The following is a 19,881-nucleotide window of genomic DNA, read 5'->3' on the forward strand; positions in this document are numbered from 1 at the left end:
GCATAGCCGTGACCGCGAGCCGGTGTTTGCGCATCGTAGCGTGCACAAGAACCGTGGCCGAGTGGCGCGAAACGCGGCGCTGCCTATTGCCTCCGCAAACATCGACGGTAACCGGCATGACAGCCGCGCCATCTCTGCGGTTGGCCGCACACCCTTCCGCCGTTATCCTGTGCGACAGAATTGCATTCATTTGACCCGATACGAGATTACGACCATGCGCTCGCGAACATCCGAGTCGTTCATCGTCCTGCCGCTGCTGCCGATCTTCCTGCTTGGCGTCTTTCCGATCCTGCTGCTCAGCCTGATGGGACCTGCCGGACTGATCATCCTCGGCATCCTGATCGTCTGCGCCGGCTTCACCGACATCCTGGAAGCCAACACCAGCTTCAGCGAACAGCTCATCGTTCATGGCTACGCGCGGCCAACCGAGCGCGCAGGCCAGCGCCTGGCGCTGCGTTCGGAAATGCGCTTTGCGGCGCTCATGATCATCGCCGGTGCGGGCCTGGCGGTCGCCGGCGTTGCCGGCCTCGCATTCGCATAAGGCTGCCTCACCCTCTTTCTTGCAAAGTCGGCGCTTGCGCTTTCCGCCAGGTTTGCGCATGAAAATCCCTGCCCGCGGCAATGACGCCGCGACCCGATTTGCCGGGCCAACAAGAAGCAGGGGAGACTTGCAGTGCTCAAATTCTATTTCAACGGTTCGCCCAACCCGACCAAGGTCGCGCTCTTCCTCGAAGAGTCCGGCCTGCCGTTCGAGGCGGTGGCGGTCGACACCCGCAAGGGCGACCAGTTCAGGCCGGAATTTCTGAAGGTCAATCCGAACAGCAAGGTGCCGGCGATCGACGATGACGGCGTCATCGTGTTCGACAGCAACGCCATCCTGCTCTACCTCGCCGAGAAGACCGGAAAATTCCTGCCCGCCGACACGCCGCAGAACCGCGCGCAGATGCTGTCGTGGCTGATGTTCGTCGCCACCGGCATCGGGCCCTATTCCGGCCAGGCGGTGCACTTCAAGCATTTCGCGCCGAAGGACCAGAACCACGACTACGCCCACAACCGCTACCAGTTCGAGGCGCAGCGCCACTACGCCGTGCTCAACGAACATCTGGCCGGCCGCAAGTACATGGTGGGCGATACCTACACCATCGTCGACATGGCGCTGTGGGGCTGGGCGCGGATGGCGGCATTCGTGATGAGCGACGAGGCGGCGGCGAAATATGCCAACGTCAAGCGTCTGGTCGACGAGATTTCCGCGCGTCCGGCGGCGGCCAAGGCGATTGGCCTGAAGGACAGGCACACCTTCAAGGCGGAGATGGACGACGAGGCGCGCGGCAACATGTTCCGCCATCTCAAGACGAAGGTGGCTTAAGCCCTCGCACGTCATTCCGGGACACGCGCCCTTGCGCGTGGACCCGGAAATTGGCAGGCGATGTACTCGCGGCCCATCCTTCGAGACGCCCGCCAGGCGGGCTCCTCAGGATGAGGACGTACTTCGCGGCACAATCTGTGATCCTCATGGTGAGGAGCGCCGCTTGCGGCGCGTCTCGAACCATAGAGGCCGAATATATTCACAGACAGCGTAGTTGCCTTCTACGCGTCGATCGCCGCAACGACTTCGATCTCGATCAGCCAGCCCGGCCGCGCCAGCCGGCTTACCACCACCAGCGTGCTCGCCGGCGGCTTCTCCTTGTTCATGTAGCGGTCGCGGACCGCCCGCATCTTCGGCAGATCGTCCTGGCTGACTTCCGCGACGAGATAGGTGTTCATCTTGACGACATCGTTCAGGGTCGCACCGGCCGCCTCCAGCGCCAGCTTCAGGTTCTTGAACACCTGCTCGGTCTGCGCCGTGAGATCGCCCTCGCCGACCAGCTTGCCGGACGCATCGCTCGACACCTGGCCGGCGATATAGACCAGCGTTCCCTTGTTGACCTTCGCGACATGCGAATAGCCGGTCGGCGGCGGCAGCGTCGGCGGACTGAAGATTTCCTTGCTCATGACAACCTCCCTTTCAATTCCCGCCAGAACGGCTTTGCCGTCTCGTCGGCGATTTCCGCCCGGCAGATTCCCATATCGTGCAATTCACGATCGCTCATGACAGCGAGCTGACGTCTGATACGGCTGCGCTCGCGCCATGTCAGAACCAGCATGAGCATTGACCGGGCGATTGCAAGGATCGCGATCGGAAAAGGTCGCCGGTATCGCGGCCGGCTGCCCGCATAAAGGCTACTCAATGATGTCAGCCTGCCGCCAGCTTGCGTTCGCGCGGGAACGGGCCGAGCACGCGCTCGACCAATGCCGAGTCGCAATACTCCTTGATCATTTTGATCTTGCCGTTCTCGATCCGCCACACCATGCAATACTGGTTGTCGTAGCGCAGGCCTGCCTTGGTGACGTTGTCGCCTTTTGCCTCGACCACCACATAGTCGCCCTCGGCGATGAAGTTGAACGCTACGGTTCTTGGTCGCACTGCGAAGAACGAGCGAAAATGGCCCATCAGGCCGTTCTGGATCGCATCGCGCCCTCGAAACTCATGCGACCAGGAGTACTGGCCGGTGACGATCCAGACGGCGTCCTCGGCGAGATTGTCGGTGAAGGTGGTGCCGCTGCGGTTGGCGGAGTCGGTGTAGATCTGCTGGACCAGCTTCTTGTTGGCTTCGACGCTCATGGTGCTCTCCATGGATTGGCTGTTGCCAATCATGGCGCCGCAGTCGGCATTCTTCCAATCGATAGCGAATATGGTATTTATTCATTCCATGAATTTGAATTCGCTTGACCTCAATCTGCTGGTGGCGCTCGACGCGCTCCTGAAAGAAGCCAGCGTCAGCCGGGCGGCGATGCGGATCGGGCTGTCGCAGCCGGCGGCGAGCCACGCGTTGCAGCGGCTGCGCGACCTGCTGCGCGATCCCTTGCTGGTGCGCAACGGCGCGCGGATGGAGCTGACGCCGCGGGCCCAGGCGTTGCGCGGGCCGTTGGCGCAAGCGCTCGACCAGGTGCGCGGACTTTTCGAGCCGGACGCGTTCGACGCTGCCAGCAGCGAGCGGCACTTTCGGCTGATGATGCCGGATCTGGCCGTTGAGCTGCTGGTGCCGCCGCTGATGGAGAAGGTCACGAAGATAGCGCCGAACGTCACCATCGACGTGGTGCCGTGGCGCGGGCCGGCGATCTTCACCGCCGAATTCGCCCGCACGATCGACCTCGTCATCTCGATCGGCGACGCCTTCAAGGGCTTTCACCGCCAAAGGCTCTACACCGACAGCGACGCGCTGGCGGTGCGGCGCGGCCATCCCGTTGGTGCGCGGCTGAAGAAGCGCGAGGCGTTTCTGAAGGCACGTCATGTCGCCGTGATCATCCGCGGCCAGAGCCAGGATCTGATCGACATGTGGCTGCGCTCCAAGGGCATCGAGCGGCGCATCGCGCTGGTCGTGCCCGGCTATATCGAGGCGCTGCACGTCGCCGCCCGCACCGACCTCGTCGCCTTCGTGCCGCGCCGCCTGATCGGCGCGCTATCGAAGCAATTGTCGCTCGCAACCGTCGACCCGCCGCTCGATCCGGGCATCGACGAGCAGTACATGTTCTATCCGACCCGCGCGCAGATGGACCCCGGCTCGATCTGGCTGCGCAACATCATGCTGGGCATCGGCCGGGAGATGGAGCGGGAGCGGAAAAAGCCGACGTAGCGATTGTTGTCGTCACTGCGAAGCAAGGACGGATAACCCAACAAAGCCCGTCATCCCCCGCGAAGGCGGGGGATCCAGTATGCCGCGGCCTCACGGTTCGATCGCCGACGTCTCTGGAATACTGGGTCCCCCGCCTTCGCGGGGGACGACGAGTGAGCGTGTAGCGCCATCATTGAAAATGGCGGTAAGGCGCGAGCCTTCTCACTCCCCTAAGCCGCCAGCGCCTTTTCTTCCGACACCACCTTCTGCACCGCCGGCCGCTCTTGCATGCGTTTGCGATGTGCGACGACACCAGGCAGTTTTGCGAGGTCGACGCCGTCGCCCTCCAGCCAGCCGCTGATCGTGTAGAGATAGGGATCGCAGATCGTGTACTGCTCGCCCATCACCCACGGCCCTTTCAAGAGGTCACGCTCGATCAGGGCGAAGCATGCCGACATCGTCTCCGGCACCTTGCGCTTCATGTCGGCGAACGAGGTCTCTTCGGTTGCCCAGCGATAGCCGCGCCCCTTGTGGGCGTGGCAGACATGCACGGTGGAACAGAGATAATTGTTGATCGACTGCACCTGCGCGAATGCAAAGGCGTCGTCGAACGGCGCGAGCTTTGCGTTCGGAAAACTCTGTGCAATGAAGGCAAGGATCGCCGGCGTCTCGGTGATCACGCCCTTGTCCGTCACCAGCGCGGGCACGCGGCCCTTGGCGTTGATCTTGAGATAGTCCGGGCTGTTCTGCTGGTTGGTTTTGAAATCGAGCCGGTCGGTGGTGTAGGCCGCGCCGGCCTCCTCCAGTGCGATATGCGAAGCAAGCGCACAGGTGCCGGTGGCGTAATAGAGCTTCATCATGACGTTCCTCTCCCGAAAAGCCCGCGGGACGTTAACGGCGCATCCCGGCGCCGTCCATGCCGAAACGCCGCCTTTCGCGGTTGCCCAAAACGCTGCTCCCATGTCATGACGATGTCAAATAGCAGGGGCGTATCATGACCATACTCATCGCAGGCGGCGGCATCGGCGGGCTCACGCTGGCACTCAGCCTGCACCAGATCGGCGTGCCCGCGCGCGTATTCGAGAGCGTGCCGGAGCTGAGGCCGCTTGGCGTCGGCATCAACGTGCTGCCGCATGCGGTGCGCGAGCTGATCGAGCTCGGCCTGCACGATGCGCTCGATGCTTCCGCCGTGCGCACGCGCGAGCTCGCCTATTTCTCAAAACACGGCAAGCCGATCTGGAGCGAGCCGCGCGGCATCGAGGCCGGCTACAAATGGCCGCAATTTTCGATCCATCGCGGCATGCTGCAACAGATCCTGCTCGATGCGGCGATCGAGCGGCTCGGCCGCGACAACATCCTGACCAGCCATCACCTCACCGGCTGGATCGAAACGGCGAACGGCATCCGCGCCGACTTCATCGACAAGGCGACCGGCAAGCCGGCCGGTACTTACGAAGGCGACCTGCTGATCGCCGCCGACGGCATCCATTCCGCGGTGCGCGAAAAACTCTACCCGAAGGAAGGCCCGCCGATCTGGAATGGCCGCATTCTCTGGCGCGGCATCACCGCAAGCGATGCGTTCCTCACCGGCCGCACCATGATCATGGCCGGCCACGAGATCCTGAAATTCGTCTGCTATCCGATTTCGAAGACGCCCGACGCCGATGGCAAGCACCAGATCAACTGGGTCGCCGAACGCCACATGCCGCCGAGCTATCAATGGCGCCGCGAGGACTATAACCGCACGGCAAAACTCGAGGAGTTCTTGCCGTGGTTCAGGGATTGGAAGTTCGACTGGCTCGACGTGCCCGGGCTGATCGAGAACTGCCCGCACGCCTACGAATACCCGCTGGTCGACCGCGATCCGATCCCGCAATGGACCTTTGGCCGCGTCACGCTGATGGGCGATGCCGCGCACCCGATGTACCCGATCGGCTCCAACGGTGCCTCACAGGCGATTCTGGATGCACGCGTCATCACCCGCGAGATTCTGTCAAAGGGCGCGACCAATGCGGCGCTTGCGGCCTATGAGGCCGAGCGGCGGCCCGCCACCACCGACCTCGTGATGCTCAACCGCCGCAACGGGCCGGAGCAGGTGATGCAACTGGTCGAGGAGCGCGCGCCGGATGGATACAAGGTCGTCACCGACGTGCTGTCGCAGCAGGAACTGGAAGACATCGCCGCGAACTACAAGCGCGTCGCGGGGTTTCAGGTCGAGGGGCTGAATGCAAAGCCGCCGATCGTGCAATTGCCGAAGCGGGCGAGCGCGTAGCCGCTACCGTCATTGCGAGCGAAGCGAAGCAATCCAGCTTTGCCACGCGAAGAAAGCTGGATTGCTTCGTCGCAAGCGCTCCTCGCAATGACGACCAGGCTGCGTTACCTCAGCGCCTTCGCGCTATCGACGAGCCGGATGCTGGTCGAACCCGTGGCCACCACCGTGCCGTCCTCGGCCATCAGCTTGCCTTCGACGAAAGCCACCGTCTTGCCGAGCTGAGTCACCCGCGCCTCGCCGGTGATCGGGCCGGGCCTGGCCGGGGACAGGAAATTCACGGTCATGCTGATGGTCGAGGTGTAGAGTTTTCCATCGGTCATGGCGAACACCGCCGGCCCCATGGTGTCGTCGAGCATGGCCGAGAGCAGGCCGCCCTGGACGAAGCCCGCCGGATTGCAGAACTCCCGCCTGCCCTCAAAACCGATCCGGATCCAGCCTTCCTCGGGACGCGCATCCAGCAGATGCCAGCCGAGCAGCGTCGCGCAAGGCGGCATGGTCATGCGGTCGAACACGGTCGTCGTCATGGGAGCCTCCGTTTGCCCCCTGTTACCGCAGGCATGCTGACAGCATGGTGTCAGCAGCTATTCACCGAGGCCGTGCGCGATGGCCTTGCGCATGACATTGGGCAGCGCCTCGCTGTCCAGCGTCGCGATGGGCACCCAGCGCATATCGTCCGGCGCCCGCGTGCGCGCGGGAACCTTTGCGGTGTAGATCACGAGCTCCAGCGGGAAATGCGTGAAGACATGGGTGACCACGCCCGCCTTGCGATGCCAGCGCGCGATGCCATTGAGTGCCGGCGCCTGCTTCAGCGCGGCCTTGTCGTCCTGCGCCGCGAGCCAGTCGGAGCCCGGCACTTCGGTCATGCCGCCGAGCAGGCCTTTTTCGGGGCGCGAGCGCACCAGCAGCTCGTCGCCGCGGGTCACGATGAAAGCGGCGCCGCGGCGCAGCGTGCCGCTCTTTTTCGGCGCCTTGCGGGGAAAGGTTTCCGCATCGCCCCGCATCCGCGCGGCACAGCCTTCGTTCAGCGGACAGAGCGCGCAGGCCGGCTTCTTCGGCGTGCAGACCGACGAGCCGAGGTCCATCAGCGCCTGCGCGCTGTCGCCGGCGCGACAGTCGGCCAATAGCGTCGCCGCCAGTTGCTGGATTTTTGGCTTGGCCTGCGGCAGCGGGTCTTCAACCGCATAGAGGCGCGACACCACGCGCTCGATATTGCCGTCGACCGGCATGGTCCTGATGTCGAAGGCGATCGCCGCAATCGCGGACGCGGTGTACGGCCCGATCCCCGGCAGCGAGCGCAGTCCCTCTTCGGTATCCGGAAACAGCCCGCCATGATCGCGCAGCACCGCCACCGCGCAGGCGTGCAGATTGCGCGCCCGCGAGTAATAGCCGAGCCCGGCCCACATGCGCAGAACATCGTCGAGCGAGGCGCGCCCAAGCGAAGCGACATCCGGCCAGCGCGCCAGAAACTTTTCGAAATAAGGCCCGACGGTTTTGACGCCGGTCTGCTGTAGCATGATCTCCGACAGCCACACCCGGTACGGATCGGCCCGCTCCCCGGCCGGCGGCCGCCACGGCAGCCGGCGGCGATGGCGGTCGTACCAGGCGAGCAGGAGCGCGGGGCGCGCGTCAGCGCTTTCGACGGCGTCCTGCTTCGTCATGATTGCGGTCGATCGAGGCACGGCACATCTTAGAATTGGAATCACTGAAAGACCAGCGTTGCTCACTATAACGCATTGCGTTATAGTGGCTCATGATCCAGAACTTTGCCGATCCCGAAACAGAGTTGATCTGGTCCGGCCGGCGGAGCCGAAAGTTGCCATCCGACATTCAAAACGTTGCCCTGAGGAAGCTTCGTCTTTTGAATCAGGCCCGAGTGCTTACGGACCTTCGTGTACCTCCCGGCAATCGGCTTGAAGCCCTGAAAGCTGATCGGCAGGGACAGCATTCGATCCGGATCAACGATCAGTGGCGGATATGTTTCGTTTGGGACGAAGGAGGACCGGCGCATGTCGAAATCGTCGACTACCATGACTAAAGGCGGGCTGCTTCAAAACCCCCACCCAGGCGAAATCCTGCTTGAGGAATTTCTCAAGCCAATGGGGCTTAGTCAGAATGCGCTGGCGCGCGCGGTGCATGTGCCTCCCCGCCGCATCAACGAGATTGTGTTGGGAAAGCGCGACATTACAGCCGATACCGATCTACGGCTGGCGCGCTATTTCGGTATGTCGGAAGGCTTCTTTCTGGGTCTACAGATGGATTACGACCTGATGCAACGGCGGCGCCAGATCGATCGCGACTTGAAGGCGATCCGGCCGCGCGCGGCGTGATATAGTCGACCCATGTCCAGACCCGGCCCGATCAGTGCAAAGCCGCTTTCCGTCCTGCTCAGCGACGTCTTCTCCGACGCCTACGCCAAGCAGGGGTTTGCGGCGCGCGAACTGGTGACGCGCTGGGCGGAGATCGCGGGCAGCGACATCGCCCGGCATTCCGAGCCGCTGAAGATGCAGTGGCCACGGCCGGTGGAAGGGCAGCCGCAGGAACCGGCGACGCTGGTGCTGCGGGTGGAAGGGCCGGCGGCGCTGGAGATCCAGCACAAGGCCGACGTCATCCTCGAGCGGGTCAACCGCTTCTTTGGCTGGCACGCGGTCGGGCGGCTGGCGCTGCGGCAGGCGCCGCTGTCGCGGCGGGACCGGCCTGCCCGGCCCCGGCCGCCCGATGCCAAGGCGGTGGAAGCAGTGGCCAAATCCCTGTCCGCAGTGGAGGATGATGAATTGCGGGCCGCGCTGGCGCGGCTGGGCGCTGCGATCAAGCGAAATTGAGTCTTTTCGTTTCGCTGGCGGTGGCAACCCGCCATTGCCACAATTATTGTTTCAAGCTAGCGAGTAGCCGCTTTTTCAAGTCCATTCAGGCGTGTACGCGCCAATCCGGGAGTTCACCTTGATCATCACGCGCCGCGCCTTTACCGCCGCCCTGTCGCTGACGGGCTTGAGCCTGCTCGCCGGTTTTTCGCCGCTGCGCCTGATCACGGAAGCGGCGGCGCAAAGCGCGGCCGAGGTCGCCAAACCGGTGTCGCTGCCGGACATGGCTTTAGGCCCGGCCAACGCGCCCGTGACCATCACCGAATTCGCCTCGATGACCTGCCCGCATTGCGCTGATTTCAACGAAAAGGTGTTCCCGAAGATCAAGTCGGAATACATCGACACGGGCAAGATCCGCTACGTGTTCCGCGAATTCCCGCTCGACATCAAGGCCGCCGCCGGCTCGATGCTGGCCCGCTGCATCGCCAAGGACGATGCCGGCAAATATTTTGCCGTCATCGACATGCTGTTCAAGCAGCAGAACGACTGGGTGCTCAAGAACACCACCGAGACCCTGACGCGGATCGGCAAACAGGCCGGGCTGAGCGGACAGCAGGTCGAAGACTGCCTCAAGGACCAGGCGCTGCTCGACAAGATCGCCGCCGATCAGAAATACGCCGCCGACGTCCTGAAGGTGAATTCGACCCCGACCTTCTTCATCAATGGCGAGATGATCAAGGGCGACACAAGGTTCGAGGAATTCGACAAGCGGATCAAAGCTCTGTTGAAAAGCTGATTCGCAAAGCGCTGATGTGTTCGATTCGCTGGACAGGCTAAGTCCAGCAAAAGCCTTCACAAACACGCCATAAAAGCTTTGGGAAAAGCAGGCCGCGGCGGTTGCCCTTCTGCCCCGGCCCCGCCATTGTCGCGCCCCATGAGAGGCGCATAAAGCGACTCACCACACCGACATTGCCTTCTATGGTATTGTCACGGCAGGGAGATTCGCGCCTTTGCCAGCGAAGAACCTTGCCAACAGAGAATTGTGTCGATGAAACTCACGCGCCTGCGCCTTCACGGTTTCAAGTCGTTCGTCGAACCCACTGACTTCATGATCGAACCCGGCCTCACCGGCGTGGTCGGTCCGAACGGCTGCGGCAAGTCGAATCTGGTGGAAGCGCTGCGCTGGGCGATGGGCGAAACCTCGCACAAATCGCTGCGCGCGGCCGACATGGACGCGGTGATCTTTGCCGGTTCCGGCAACCGTCCGGCGCGCAACCACGCCGAAGTCGTGATGACGATCGACAACACCGATCGCTCGGCGCCGGCCGCCATGAATGACAGCCAGATCCTGGAGATCTCCCGCCGCATCGAGCGCGAGGCCGGTTCCGTCTATCGCATCAACGGCCGCGACGTGCGTGCGCGCGACGTGCAGATCCTGTTCGCGGACGCTGCGACCGGCGCGCGTTCTCCGGCGCTGGTCCACCAGGGCAAGATCGGCGAGATCATTCAGGCAAAACCCGAGCAGCGCCGCCGCGTGCTGGAAGACGCCGCGGGCGTCGCCGGCCTGCACGCCCGCCGCCATGAAGCAGAACTTCGGCTGAAGGCCGCCGAGACCAACCTCACCCGCGTCGAGGACGTGATCGGACAACTCGCGGGCCAAATGGACGGCCTGAAGCGGCAGGCGCGGCAGGCGATCCGCTACCGCGAGGTCGCCGCCAAGGTGCGCAAGGCCGAGGCCACGCTGTTCCATCTGCGCTGGATCGAAGCCAATGCCGACGTCGGCGAGGCCGGCCGCACCCACGACCTCAATGTCCGCGAGATGGCCGAGCGCACCCGCGAACAGGCCGAGGCCGCCCGCATCCAGGCGGTGCGCGCGTCCGAACTGCCGGCGCTGCGCGAGGCCGAAGCCCGCGCCGCGGCCGGCCTACAGCGGCTGACCAATGCGCGCGAACTGCTCGACCGCGAGGAGGAGCGCGCCAAGGAACGTGTCAGCGAACTCGACCGCCGCCTCAACCAGTTCACCGCCGACATCGCCCGCGAGCAGCAGCAGAGCTCGGACGCCGAAGTCGCCCTCCAGCGGTTGGATGCCGAAGACTCCGAACTGAAGGAAGAGATCAAGTCGCGCGTCGAGAAGCGCAGCGGCGTCGACGAGCGCGTGGCGGAAGCCGAAGCCACGCTCGCCGGTTCCGAAAAGCTGTTCGCCGAACTCACCACGGCCCTTGCCGACCTCACCGCCAAGCGCAATCAGCTCGAGGCCGGCGTGCGCACCCACCGCGAGCGGCTGGCGCGGCTCGACCAGGAAATCGCCAATGTCGAGCGCGACGAGCAGAAGCTCGAGCAGGAGACCGGCGGCCTCGGCGATCTCGCCGCGCTCTCGATCGCCATGAACACGGCGCAGCACAATCTGGCCGAGGCAGAAGCCGCGGCGCAGACCAGTGAAGGTGCGCATGTGGCCGCCCGGCAGACGCTGGAGGCGTCGCGCGCCCCGCTGGTGGATGCCGAGAAGCGCGTGCAGCGGCTGGAGACCGAAGCGCGGACCATCTCAAAGTTGGTCAACGGCGAGACCAAGAATTTGTGGCCGCCGATCATCGACGGCATCACCGTCACCAAGGGATATGAAAAAGCGATCGGCGCCGTGCTCGGCGACGATCTCGATGCGCCCGTCGATCCTTCCGCGCCGATGCGCTGGACCAATGTCGGGGTCGTCGACGGCGACCCCGCGCTGCCCGGGGGCGTCGATTCCCTCGCCAATCATGTGCAGGCCCCGGCCGAGCTGTCGCGCCGCCTCGCGCAGATCGGCGTCGTGGCCAAGGAGCGCGGCGCGGAGCTGGTGTCGCAGCTCAAGACCGGGCAACGATTGGTGTCGCTGGAAGGCGACGTCTGGCGCTGGGACGGTTTTGTCGCCGCCGCGCATGCCCCGACCGGCGCGGCCCGCCGTCTCGCCGAACGCGCGCGCCTCGTTGATATCGAGAACGAGCTGGAGCAGGCGCGCGTCGACGCCACCGCCAAGCGGCAGGCGCTGGAAACCGCGGAAGCGGATTTGAAGGCTGCGGCGTCGGCCGAATCCGCCGCACGCGAAGCTTGGCGTGCCGCCCAGCGCGAGGCCGATGCCGCGCGCGAGCGCCATGCCGCGACCGAGCGTGAGATCAACCGCCATGCCGCGCGCCGCTCCGCGTTGACCGAAGCGCGCAGCCGCCTCACCGCCGACCGCGCCGAGGCCGAAGCTACACATGAGAGTGCGAACGCCGCGCTGGCGGAGCTGCCGCCGGGCTTCGAGACTGAATCAAAGCTCTCCGCCGTGCGGGCCGAGATCGAAGGCCATCGCCGGATGGCCGCGCAAGTCCGCGCCGAAGCACAGGCGCTGGCGCGCGAGGCAGAACTCGCCGACAAGCGCGTGCAGGCGATCGTGGCCGAGCGCACCGAATGGCAGAACCGCCGGCAGAGCGCGGCCTCGCAGATTTCCACCATCGAGGCCCGCATCGTCGAGCTCACCACCGAGCGGATGGAGCTTGAAAATGCGCCGGCGGTGTTTGCCGAGAAGCGCAGCGCGCTGATCAGCGAGATCCAGCACGCCGAGACCGACCGCAGCGCCGCCGCCGACGCGCTGGCCGCCGCCGAAACCCTGATGGCGGAGACCGACCGCGCCGCCAAGGCCTCGCTCGAAGCGCTCTCTTCGGCCCGCGAAGCCTGCGCCCGCGCCGAAGAGCGCATGGAAGGCACCAAGCGCCGTCTCGCCGATATCGAGCGCGAAATCCACGACATGCTCGAGGTTGAGCCGCAGGCGGTGGCCGGCCTTGCCGAGATCGAGCCGGGCACGGAATTGCCGCCGCTCGCCGAGATCGAGGAGAACCTCGAAAAGATGCGCCGCGACCGCGAGCGGCTCGGCGCGGTCAATTTGCGCGCCGAGGAAGAGCTGCGCGAGGTCGAGACCCAGCACACCGCACTCACCACCGAGCGCGACGACCTGGTCGAGGCCATCAAGCGGCTGCGCCAGGGCATCCAGAGCCTCAACCGCGAAGCGCGCGAGCGGCTGCTCACCTCGTTCGAGGTCGTCAATACCCACTTCAAGCGGCTGTTCACGGAGCTGTTCGGCGGCGGCGAGGCGGCGCTGCATCTGATCGAAAGCGACGACCCCCTGGAGGCCGGCCTCGAGATCATCGCAAAACCGCCGGGCAAGAAACCGCAGACGCTGTCGCTGCTGTCGGGCGGCGAGCAGGCGCTGACCGCGCTCGCGCTGATCTTCGCCGTGTTCCTCACCAACCCCTCGCCGATCTGCGTGCTGGACGAGGTCGACGCGCCGCTCGACGACCACAACGTCGAACGCTTCTGCAACCTGCTGCACGAGATGACCTCGTCGACCGAGACGCGCTTTATCATCATCACGCACAACCCGATCACCATGGCGCGCATGAACCGGCTGTTCGGCGTCACCATGGCCGAGCGCGGCGTGTCGCAGCTTGTGTCGGTCGATCTCGAGGACGCGGTCAAGATCCTCGACGTGGCGTGACAGCCTCGCCTGACCTGCCCGCCGCCCTGAGGGCGGCGCTGGAGGCGAGGCTACAGGGCATTTCACGCAATGCCGCCGCCGATCGTGCGGCGGCGATCTCCAAAACCTATCGCGATGGCGGCGGCTCGACCGCCATCAAGAGCGAAACCGACGCACTGGCCTATGCGCTGGCGCGGATGCCGGCGACGTACGCCGCTGACGTCGCGAGCCTGAATTCGCTTGCTGAAATCCGTGCGGACTTTGCGCCGTCGAGCCTGCTCGATATCGGCGCCGGCCCTGGCACGGCGACGTGGGCGGCAGCCGAGGCGTTTCCATCGTTGCAATCGTTCATGCTGCTGGATGCCAACGACGCCCTGCGCAAGCTGGCCCTCGAACTGCTCGACGACAACGGCCGCGCCAGCCGAACCATTTATGAACGCGGCGATGCACGTGCCTTGCTCGCCAGGGCGGAGCCGGCCGATCTCGTGATCGCAAGTTACGTCATCGGCGAAATGAACGAGGCCGAACGGACCTCGCTGGCGAGCCTGATGTGGGAAAAGACCCGCGACACGCTGCTGGTGGTCGAGCCCGGCACGCCGGCGGGCTATGCGCGGGTCATTGCGCTGCGCAAGCAACTGATTGCCGCCGGCGCGCATGTCGTGGCCCCCTGCCCGCATGATGCAGCCTGTCCACTCGTCCCGCCCGACTGGTGCCATTTCACGCAGCGCTTGCAGCGCTCGCGTGCGCACAAGCAGGTCAAGGGCGCGGAGGTGCCGTTCGAGGACGAGAAGTTTTCCTGGGTCGCGCTGACCCGAACGCCGGTCGCACAGCGCCCTTCCCGCGTGCTGGCGCAACCCGCAGTCGGCAAGGTTGAGGTGACCGCAAAGCTTTGCACGCCAAACGGCCTCGAAATCGCGCGAGTCCCGCGGCGGGACAAGGCGGCCTATGCGGAAGCACGGCGCTGGCGCTGGGGCGATGCGGTACAGCTTTAATCTCGTGCCCCAGACGCGGCGCAGCGCGAAGCGGTGCGCCGCACAGCCGGAGCCCATTCTTTGCGGGCGATGATGGGTCCCGGCTCTGCGAAGCGGTACTGCGTACCGCATCGCGTCCGGGACACGGAAAGCCTTGAACTAAACCGGGCTTGCATCCGACCAACGCAAGACCCAATTTCCCGCACGCTGCCGCCCGGCAGCGCTTTGGTTCAGGAATACACCGTCCTCCCACCTGGAGTTTTCCCTCATGTCGACCGGCTGGATCGTTCTCGGCGTCATCGTCGTTCTCGTTCTCTTCGTCTTTGCCGCCTATAACCGGCTGGTGGCGCTCAGCCAGCGCGTCAATCAGGCCTTTGCCGATATCGACGTGCAGCTCAAGCAGCGCCACGATTTGATCCCGAACCTGGTCGAGACCGTGAAGGGCTATGCCCAGCATGAGCGCGGCACGCTCGACGACGTCATCAAGGCGCGCAATTCGGCGATGTCGGCGCAGGGGCCGGCGCAGGTCTCCGCCGCCGAGAACCAACTCTCCGGCGCGCTCGGCCGCCTGATCGCGCTGTCGGAGGCCTATCCTGACCTGAAGGCCAACGCCAACTTCCAGCAGCTTCAGGGCGAACTGTCCGACATCGAAAACAAGATCGCGGCCAGCCGCCGTTTCTTCAACAACGCCGTCCAGGAATACAACACCGGCATCCAGCAGATGCCGGCCGCGCTGTTCGCCGGGATGCTCGGCTTCACCCCCAAGGAATTTTTCGACCTCGGTACCAGCCGGACGGAGGTCGAGAAGGTGCCGACGGTGAAGTTCTGAGGATTGCACGCAATGCGCGTTTCCTCTCTCCGTCATTCCGGGGCGATGCGAAGCATCGAACCCGGAATCTCGAGATTCCGGGTTCACGCCTTCGGCGTGCCCCGGAATGACGACGGTTGGGACGAGGCGTAACCAATGGCCGCGTACGGGCTCTACACGCATATCGCATCGAACAAGTTCCGTTCGATGATGCTGCTCGCGGGCCTGTTCCTGCTGATCTATGTGCTGGTCTATGCCGGCGCGCTGCTGGCCGAGGTCTTTCTGGATAGCGACCGCTCGGTCGACTTCTATCTTCGCGCCGCCATGGGCGACCTGATCCGGGCCTTTCCCTACGCGACCGTTATCGCTGCGCTGTGGATCGTGATCGCCTATTTCTTCCACCAGAACATGATCGATGCCGTCACCGGCGGCGAATCGGTGACGCGGCAGCAAGAGCCGCGGCTCTACAATTTGCTGGAAAATCTCTGCATCTCGCGCGGCATCCCGATGCCGAAGCTGAAGATCATGGACAGCCCGGCGCTGAACGCGTTCGCAGCCGGGCTGAACCAGCGGCAATATTCCATCACGGTCACGACCGGGCTCCTCAACGCGCTGAACGACCAGGAGATTGAGGCGGTGCTGGGCCACGAACTGACCCATATCCGCAACGGCGACGTACAGTTGATGGTGGTCGCGGTGATCATCGCCGGCGTGGTCGGCTTCTTCGGCGAATTGTTCTTCCGCCTGTTCACCAACCTGTCGTGGAATTCGACCAGCGACGGCTCGTGGTCGTCCTCGTCCTCATCTTCATCGTCGTCCTCTTCCTCGTCGGACGGGAACAGCAAGAGCTCGGGCGGCGGGGCGGTGATCGTCGTCATCATCGCGATTGTCCTGATCGTGCTGGCCTGGCTGCTGTCACAGGTCGTCAAACTGGCGCTGTCGCGCTCGCGCGAGTATCTGGCCGACGCCGGCTCGGTCGAGCTCACCAAGAATCCCGACGCGATGATCACGGCGCTGCGCAAGATCGAGGGCCGCGGCGAACTGCCCGGCGCCACCTCGGCGGTGATGGAACTGTGCGTCGACAACCCGCGGCAAGGGTTTGCCGACCTGTTCGCCACCCACCCCTCGGTGCCGTCGCGCGTCGAGGCGCTGGTGAAATTCGCCGGTGGCCACGATCCCGGCCCGCTGGCGCCGCCGCAGGAATCGGAGGAGCCGGAACAACCTGAAGTCACCGGCCAGTCCCCGCCCCCGCTGCCGCACCATGGGCCATGGGGCGATGCAGAGCCGGCCCGCACCCCTGCCGATCCCGCGCAAGGTCCACCTCAGGGTCCCTGGGGCCGGCACGTCCCGTGATGCGCTAAGCCACGGAGCATTAAGGAAATCCCCCGCGATTAGCCCAATCGACGGCTTAAGGATTTGAATTCTCCCTTGTTTCTGCCATGTTCGCGCCCAAACAAGGTATGGGGACATGCCGATCGCTTCCCGCGATCGAGGGCGCTTAAGGGTAGTTCATGGCAAAGCCGGTTGTGATTGTGGTGGGCGCGGACAAGGGCGGGGTCGGCAAGACCACGGTATCGCGGACGCTCCTGGATTATTTCAGCGCCAACAACGTCCCTACCCGCGCTTTCGACACCGAATCGCCGCGCGGCACCCTGAAACGCTTCCACCCCGACATCACCGAGATCGTCGACATGACGACGACCGCGGACCAGATGAAGATCTTCGATACGCTCAGCGCGGGTCCCTCGGTCACCGTGATCGACGTCCGAGCCGGACTGCTCTCGCGCGCGCTGGCCTCGCTACGCGACATCGGCTTCCTCGATGCGGCCAAGGGTGGTCAGATCACCTTCTCCGTGTTCCACATCCTCGGCCCCTCAATCGCCTCGCTGGACGAGATCGCCGAAACCGCCAGCTTCATGAGCGGCGCCAAATATTTCCTGGTGAAGAACTTCATCAACGACACCCAGTTCTTCCAGTGGGACCAGGCGACCTACAATTCCTATTTCCACCGCATCAAGGATGCTACCGACCTCACGATCCCGAAGCTGAACGAAATGGCCTATGAGCAGGTCGAGGTCGCTTCCGTGCCGTTCCTCAAATTCGTCGCCAACAAGGGCACCCACGACGAGGCCGCCAACTACTCCTTCGTGCTGCGCGGCTATGTCCGGCACTGGCTGGCCAATGTCTGGAGCGAATACGACCGCATCAAGCTGACCGACCTGGTCGGCGCCAAGGCGGTGACGCGCGGCGGCGAAAAATAATTTCGGCCCCGGCCCGGTTCGGGCTGGATCGGGCGAAAATTTCGCCTGATATAGCGCGTGATGACTCCCACGCCCGTCTACATCATCTGTTCGCCCCGCCCGCAGGTCGGCAAGACGCTGATCGCGCGGCTGCTGAGCGAATTCCTGCTGCTGAAGAACGGCAGCGTGGTCTCGTTCGACGTCAATCTGAAAGAGCCGTCGCTGCTCGACTATCTGCCCGCGATCACGGAGACCGCGGAGGTCGCCGACACCTTCGGCAAGATGCAGTTGATGGACCGGCTGATCGTCAATGACAGCCTCGCCAAGGTGATCGATCTCGGCTTTCACGCCTTTGACGAATTCTTCAAGATGATCGACGAGATCGGCTTCATGAAGGAGGCACTCCGGCGCGGGGTGGCGCCGATCATCCTGTTCGTGGCCGACACCGACCGCACCTCGGCGCGCGCCCACGAGACGCTGCGGCGGCTGATCCCCGACCGATCGCTGGTCACCATCGACAATGAATTCGTGGTGCGCGGCGAGCTGCCGCCGGCTATGGGGCACGGCCGCGTGTTGCGGGTCTCGGCGCTGCCGGTGTTTTTGAAGACCTATATCGACCGGCTGAACTTTTCGTTCACCGGTTATCTGCGGAGCGAGAAGGATTCGTCCACCGAACTGCACCAGTGGATCCGGCGGAACTATTTCAGTTTCCGCGAGCTGGAGCTGAAGCTGATTTTGCAGCGGTCATAACTGCGCTCTCTCTCCACACACCTCGCGAGCAACTGGATTCCACAAATCTCCGGGCATCCGCACCCTACGCCCGGGCCGGACATCCGCCGGACTCTACCGATGGCTCATACCTCAGTAAAGGTCGCGTGCATCACCGGCGGGGTCGCACTGTGTTGGCGACGGCCTCAGCCAGCATCTCGTTCAGCCGCGATTTGGTGAATTCCTCGGGCCGCGGCGCTGCCGGCTTGCGCGTCGACACCACCTTGTGAACCGGGAGAGCACAGGCTGCCGAAAGCAAAGGCCTTCGCTTCGGCACCGATACGATCCTGGGTTTTGCGGTTGGCGGCTTGTGGCCGCGCTTCAGACCCATCCGCAGCAACTTGGCGCACACGGCATTGCGACTTTGCCCTATGCGGCTTGCGATCTCCCCGGCACTGTGGCCATCGGCCCAGAGTTTTCTGAGAAGTGCAATGCTCGCGGTATCCCACATGCGCTATTGTCTTACACCAAGAGTGCAGGTGCTGACAATATCACCACGCTCTGCGCGAACTTCGCGTGCTGCTATGGTGAAGACGCATTGCAAGAAACGTTTTCAGACAGCGAGGCAAGCCATGGTGAAACCGTTTCCGTCGAAGACCCACATCGGGAATCACGTGCTGCATCCCGAAACGCTGATGCTGAACTACGGCTACGACCCGCAACTGTCGGAAGGCGCCGTCAAGCCGCCGGTGTTCCTGACCTCGACCTTCGTCTTCAAAACTGCCGAAGACGGACAGGACTTCTTCGATTTCGTCTCGGGCCGGCGCGAGCCTCCCGAAGGGGTCGGCGCGGGCCTGGTCTATTCGCGGTTCAATCATCCCAACAGCGAGATCGTCGAGGACAGGCTCGCCGTCTACGAGCGCGCCGAGTCCTGCGCGCTGTTCTCGTCCGGGATGTCGGCGATTGCGACCACGATCCTCGCCTTTGCGCGGCCGGGTGACGTGATCCTGCATTCGCAGCCGCTCTATGGTGGCACCGAAACGCTGCTGGCGAAGACGCTTTCCGGCTTCTCGATCAGCGCGGTGGGCTTTGCCGACGGCATCGACGAAGCGGCCGTCGAGCTGGCGGGGGACGAGGCCATGCAAAAGGGGCGGGTTGCAATGATCCTGATCGAAACCCCGGCAAATCCCACCAACGGCCTCGTCGATATCGCGATGGTCCGCCGCATCGCCGACAATATCGGCGAGGCGCAGGACTACGTGCCGATCGTCGCCTGTGACAATACCCTGCTCGGGCCGGTATTCCAGCGGCCGATCGAACATGGTGCTGACCTCTCGTTGTACTCGCTGACCAAATATGTCGGAGGCCATTCCGACCTGATCGCCGGCGCCGCGCTCGGCTCAAAAGCCCTCATGAAGGAGATCAAGGCGCTGCGAGGCGCGATCGGCACCCAGCTCGATCCACATTCCTGCTGGATGCTCGGCCGCTCGCTCGAAACACTGAGCCTTCGGATGGAAAAGGCCGACCAGAATGCGCGGATGGTGGCGGATTATCTGCGCGACCACCATAAGGTGGAAAGGGTTCACTACCTCGCCCATCACGACACAGCCTCCCCGGCCGGCCGTCTGTTCGCGAGCCAATGCACCGGTGCGGGATCGACGTTTTCGTTCGATATCGTCGGCGGCCAGGCCGCGGCATTCAAATTCCTGAACGCGCTGAAAATCTTCAAGTTGGCGGTGAGCCTGGGCGGCACGGAATCGCTTGCCAGCCTGCCCGCGAGCATGACTCACTCCGGGGTTCCGGCCGACGTCCGGCAAACAATAGGCGTCCTCGACTCCACGATCCGGCTGTCGATCGGTATCGAACACCCGTCCGATCTGATCGCCGACATCGCGCAGGCGTTGAATGCGGCATAGGTGCTGCGCACAGCTTTGCGGCCGCGGTG

General features: G+C 64.1%; 22 protein-coding genes. 15 read left to right on the top strand and 7 right to left on the bottom strand.

Going from position 1 to position 19,881, the window contains the following annotated elements:
- Positions 1-214: 214 nt before the first annotated feature.
- Together JQ628_RS02375 and JQ628_RS02380 are read left to right on the top strand one after the other, a co-directional pair.
- Complete coding sequence (locus tag JQ628_RS02375; RefSeq protein ID WP_212218554.1) at positions 215-541, top strand: hypothetical protein; 327 nt, start codon at positions 215-217, stop codon at positions 539-541.
- A gap of 132 nt (positions 542-673) precedes the next feature.
- Entirely contained in the window at positions 674-1,366 is a 693-nt protein-coding gene (locus JQ628_RS02380) for a glutathione S-transferase family protein (RefSeq protein ID WP_212218557.1), read from the top strand.
- A 221-nt stretch (positions 1,367-1,587) separates the two neighbouring features.
- Here JQ628_RS02380 and JQ628_RS02385 read toward each other — a convergent pair whose 3' ends face one another.
- The 3 genes from JQ628_RS02385 to JQ628_RS02395 form a co-directional block, all read right to left on the bottom strand.
- Complete coding sequence (locus tag JQ628_RS02385; protein WP_212218560.1) at positions 1,588-1,992, bottom strand: RidA family protein; 405 nt, start codon at positions 1,990-1,992, stop codon at positions 1,588-1,590.
- A complete protein-coding gene (locus JQ628_RS34415; RefSeq protein WP_212218563.1) occupies positions 1,989-2,150 on the bottom strand; it encodes a DUF1127 domain-containing protein in 162 nt (53 codons plus the stop codon). The genes JQ628_RS02385 and JQ628_RS34415 overlap by 4 nt, the downstream gene beginning before the upstream one ends.
- An 83-nt stretch (positions 2,151-2,233) precedes the next feature.
- Positions 2,234-2,662 carry a nuclear transport factor 2 family protein gene (locus tag JQ628_RS02395; RefSeq protein ID WP_212218566.1) on the bottom strand — a complete coding sequence of 143 codons (429 nt, stop codon included), beginning with the start codon at positions 2,660-2,662 and terminating at the stop codon, positions 2,234-2,236.
- Positions 2,663-2,750: 88 nt separating this feature from the next.
- Here JQ628_RS02395 and JQ628_RS02400 point away from each other — a divergent pair, with 88 nt between their 5' ends.
- Entirely contained in the window at positions 2,751-3,674 is a 924-nt protein-coding gene (locus tag JQ628_RS02400) for a LysR family transcriptional regulator (protein WP_212218569.1), read from the top strand.
- Positions 3,675-3,883: 209 nt separating this feature from the next.
- On the opposite strand, the gene JQ628_RS02405 is transcribed toward JQ628_RS02400, so the two are convergent.
- Positions 3,884-4,513 carry a glutathione S-transferase family protein gene (locus JQ628_RS02405; RefSeq protein WP_212218571.1) on the bottom strand — a complete coding sequence of 210 codons (630 nt, stop codon included), beginning with the start codon at positions 4,511-4,513 and terminating at the stop codon, positions 3,884-3,886.
- A 134-nt stretch (positions 4,514-4,647) separates the two neighbouring features.
- Here JQ628_RS02405 and JQ628_RS02410 point away from each other — a divergent pair, with 134 nt between their 5' ends.
- Entirely contained in the window at positions 4,648-5,925 is a 1,278-nt protein-coding gene (locus JQ628_RS02410) for a flavin-dependent oxidoreductase (RefSeq protein ID WP_212218574.1), read from the top strand.
- A gap of 104 nt (positions 5,926-6,029) precedes the next feature.
- Here the strand turns inward: JQ628_RS02410 and JQ628_RS02415 are convergent, their stop codons facing one another.
- Positions 6,030-6,449, bottom strand: a complete 420-nt coding sequence (locus JQ628_RS02415) for a PaaI family thioesterase (RefSeq protein ID WP_212218577.1) — start codon at positions 6,447-6,449, stop codon at positions 6,030-6,032.
- Positions 6,450-6,506: 57 nt separating this feature from the next.
- Positions 6,507-7,583: an A/G-specific adenine glycosylase gene (mutY, locus tag JQ628_RS02420; RefSeq protein ID WP_212218580.1), complete on the bottom strand. Its 1,077-nt coding sequence runs from the start codon at positions 7,581-7,583 to the stop codon at positions 6,507-6,509.
- A gap of 92 nt (positions 7,584-7,675) precedes the next feature.
- Between mutY and JQ628_RS02425 the strand changes: the two genes are divergently transcribed.
- From JQ628_RS02425 to JQ628_RS02470, 10 genes are all read left to right on the top strand, one after another.
- A complete protein-coding gene (locus JQ628_RS02425; protein ID WP_212218583.1) occupies positions 7,676-7,960 on the top strand; it encodes a type II toxin-antitoxin system RelE/ParE family toxin in 285 nt (94 codons plus the stop codon).
- Complete coding sequence (locus JQ628_RS02430) at positions 7,932-8,252, top strand: HigA family addiction module antitoxin (protein ID WP_212218586.1); 321 nt, start codon at positions 7,932-7,934, stop codon at positions 8,250-8,252. Before JQ628_RS02425 ends, JQ628_RS02430 begins: the two co-directional genes overlap by 29 nt.
- 12 nt (positions 8,253-8,264) lie before the next feature.
- The gene (locus tag JQ628_RS02435; protein WP_212218589.1) at positions 8,265-8,744 is read left to right on the top strand and encodes a DUF721 domain-containing protein; all 480 of its coding nucleotides are present in this window, start codon (positions 8,265-8,267) and stop codon (positions 8,742-8,744) included.
- Between the two features lie 118 nt (positions 8,745-8,862).
- Positions 8,863-9,519 carry a DsbA family protein gene (locus tag JQ628_RS02440; RefSeq protein ID WP_212218592.1) on the top strand — a complete coding sequence of 219 codons (657 nt, stop codon included), beginning with the start codon at positions 8,863-8,865 and terminating at the stop codon, positions 9,517-9,519.
- Positions 9,520-9,771: 252 nt separating this feature from the next.
- Complete coding sequence (gene smc, locus JQ628_RS02445; RefSeq protein ID WP_212218595.1) at positions 9,772-13,230, top strand: chromosome segregation protein SMC; 3,459 nt, start codon at positions 9,772-9,774, stop codon at positions 13,228-13,230.
- Positions 13,227-14,201, top strand: coding sequence for a small ribosomal subunit Rsm22 family protein (locus JQ628_RS02450; RefSeq protein WP_212218598.1), 975 nt, complete (start codon positions 13,227-13,229; stop codon positions 14,199-14,201). The genes smc and JQ628_RS02450 overlap by 4 nt, the downstream gene beginning before the upstream one ends.
- Positions 14,202-14,448: 247 nt before the next feature.
- Positions 14,449-15,009, top strand: coding sequence for a LemA family protein (locus JQ628_RS02455; RefSeq protein ID WP_212218601.1), 561 nt, complete (start codon positions 14,449-14,451; stop codon positions 15,007-15,009).
- Between the two features lie 135 nt (positions 15,010-15,144).
- Positions 15,145-16,341, top strand: a complete 1,197-nt coding sequence (locus JQ628_RS02460; RefSeq protein WP_212218604.1) for a M48 family metallopeptidase — start codon at positions 15,145-15,147, stop codon at positions 16,339-16,341.
- 158 nt (positions 16,342-16,499) lie between these two features.
- Positions 16,500-17,249 carry a hypothetical protein gene (locus JQ628_RS02465; protein WP_212218607.1) on the top strand — a complete coding sequence of 250 codons (750 nt, stop codon included), beginning with the start codon at positions 16,500-16,502 and terminating at the stop codon, positions 17,247-17,249.
- Positions 17,250-17,309: 60 nt separating this feature from the next.
- Positions 17,310-17,978, top strand: coding sequence for a hypothetical protein (locus JQ628_RS02470; RefSeq protein ID WP_212218611.1), 669 nt, complete (start codon positions 17,310-17,312; stop codon positions 17,976-17,978).
- Positions 17,979-18,108: 130 nt separating this feature from the next.
- On the opposite strand, the gene JQ628_RS02475 is transcribed toward JQ628_RS02470, so the two are convergent.
- A complete protein-coding gene (locus JQ628_RS02475; RefSeq protein ID WP_212218614.1) occupies positions 18,109-18,447 on the bottom strand; it encodes a GcrA family cell cycle regulator in 339 nt (112 codons plus the stop codon).
- Positions 18,448-18,568: 121 nt separating this feature from the next.
- Between JQ628_RS02475 and JQ628_RS02480 the strand changes: the two genes are divergently transcribed.
- Positions 18,569-19,852 (top strand): cystathionine gamma-synthase family protein, encoded by a 1,284-nt coding sequence (locus tag JQ628_RS02480; RefSeq protein WP_212218617.1) that lies wholly within the window; start codon positions 18,569-18,571, stop codon positions 19,850-19,852.
- The last annotated feature ends 29 nt before the right edge of the window (positions 19,853-19,881 follow it).

Source organism: Bradyrhizobium lablabi, assembly GCF_018129385.1.
GTDB lineage: Bacteria > Pseudomonadota > Alphaproteobacteria > Rhizobiales > Xanthobacteraceae > Bradyrhizobium > Bradyrhizobium lablabi_C.

Excerpts from the sequence above, each read along its gene's own strand:
- JQ628_RS02410 (WP_212218574.1), top strand. The coding sequence starts at position 4,648 with ATGACCATACTCATCGCAGGCGGCGGCATCGGCGGGCTCACGCTGGCA.
- JQ628_RS34415 (WP_212218563.1), bottom strand. The coding sequence starts at position 2,150 with ATGCTCATGCTGGTTCTGACATGGCGCGAGCGCAGCCGTATCAGACGT.
- JQ628_RS02385 (WP_212218560.1), bottom strand. The coding sequence starts at position 1,992 with ATGAGCAAGGAAATCTTCAGTCCGCCGACGCTGCCGCCGCCGACCGGC.
- JQ628_RS02475 (WP_212218614.1), bottom strand. The coding sequence starts at position 18,447 with ATGTGGGATACCGCGAGCATTGCACTTCTCAGAAAACTCTGGGCCGAT.
- JQ628_RS02375 (WP_212218554.1), top strand. The coding sequence starts at position 215 with ATGCGCTCGCGAACATCCGAGTCGTTCATCGTCCTGCCGCTGCTGCCG.
- JQ628_RS02430 (WP_212218586.1), top strand. The coding sequence starts at position 7,932 with ATGTCGAAATCGTCGACTACCATGACTAAAGGCGGGCTGCTTCAAAAC.
- JQ628_RS02465 (WP_212218607.1), top strand. The coding sequence starts at position 16,500 with ATGGCAAAGCCGGTTGTGATTGTGGTGGGCGCGGACAAGGGCGGGGTC.
- JQ628_RS02480 (WP_212218617.1), top strand. The coding sequence starts at position 18,569 with ATGGTGAAACCGTTTCCGTCGAAGACCCACATCGGGAATCACGTGCTG.
- mutY (WP_212218580.1), bottom strand. The coding sequence starts at position 7,583 with ATGACGAAGCAGGACGCCGTCGAAAGCGCTGACGCGCGCCCCGCGCTC.
- JQ628_RS02400 (WP_212218569.1), top strand. The coding sequence starts at position 2,751 with ATGAATTTGAATTCGCTTGACCTCAATCTGCTGGTGGCGCTCGACGCG.
- JQ628_RS02425 (WP_212218583.1), top strand. The coding sequence starts at position 7,676 with ATGATCCAGAACTTTGCCGATCCCGAAACAGAGTTGATCTGGTCCGGC.
- smc (WP_212218595.1), top strand. The coding sequence starts at position 9,772 with ATGAAACTCACGCGCCTGCGCCTTCACGGTTTCAAGTCGTTCGTCGAA.
- JQ628_RS02470 (WP_212218611.1), top strand. The coding sequence starts at position 17,310 with ATGACTCCCACGCCCGTCTACATCATCTGTTCGCCCCGCCCGCAGGTC.
- JQ628_RS02405 (WP_212218571.1), bottom strand. The coding sequence starts at position 4,513 with ATGATGAAGCTCTATTACGCCACCGGCACCTGTGCGCTTGCTTCGCAT.
- JQ628_RS02415 (WP_212218577.1), bottom strand. The coding sequence starts at position 6,449 with ATGACGACGACCGTGTTCGACCGCATGACCATGCCGCCTTGCGCGACG.
- JQ628_RS02460 (WP_212218604.1), top strand. The coding sequence starts at position 15,145 with ATGGCCGCGTACGGGCTCTACACGCATATCGCATCGAACAAGTTCCGT.
- JQ628_RS02455 (WP_212218601.1), top strand. The coding sequence starts at position 14,449 with ATGTCGACCGGCTGGATCGTTCTCGGCGTCATCGTCGTTCTCGTTCTC.
- JQ628_RS02395 (WP_212218566.1), bottom strand. The coding sequence starts at position 2,662 with ATGAGCGTCGAAGCCAACAAGAAGCTGGTCCAGCAGATCTACACCGAC.
- JQ628_RS02435 (WP_212218589.1), top strand. The coding sequence starts at position 8,265 with ATGTCCAGACCCGGCCCGATCAGTGCAAAGCCGCTTTCCGTCCTGCTC.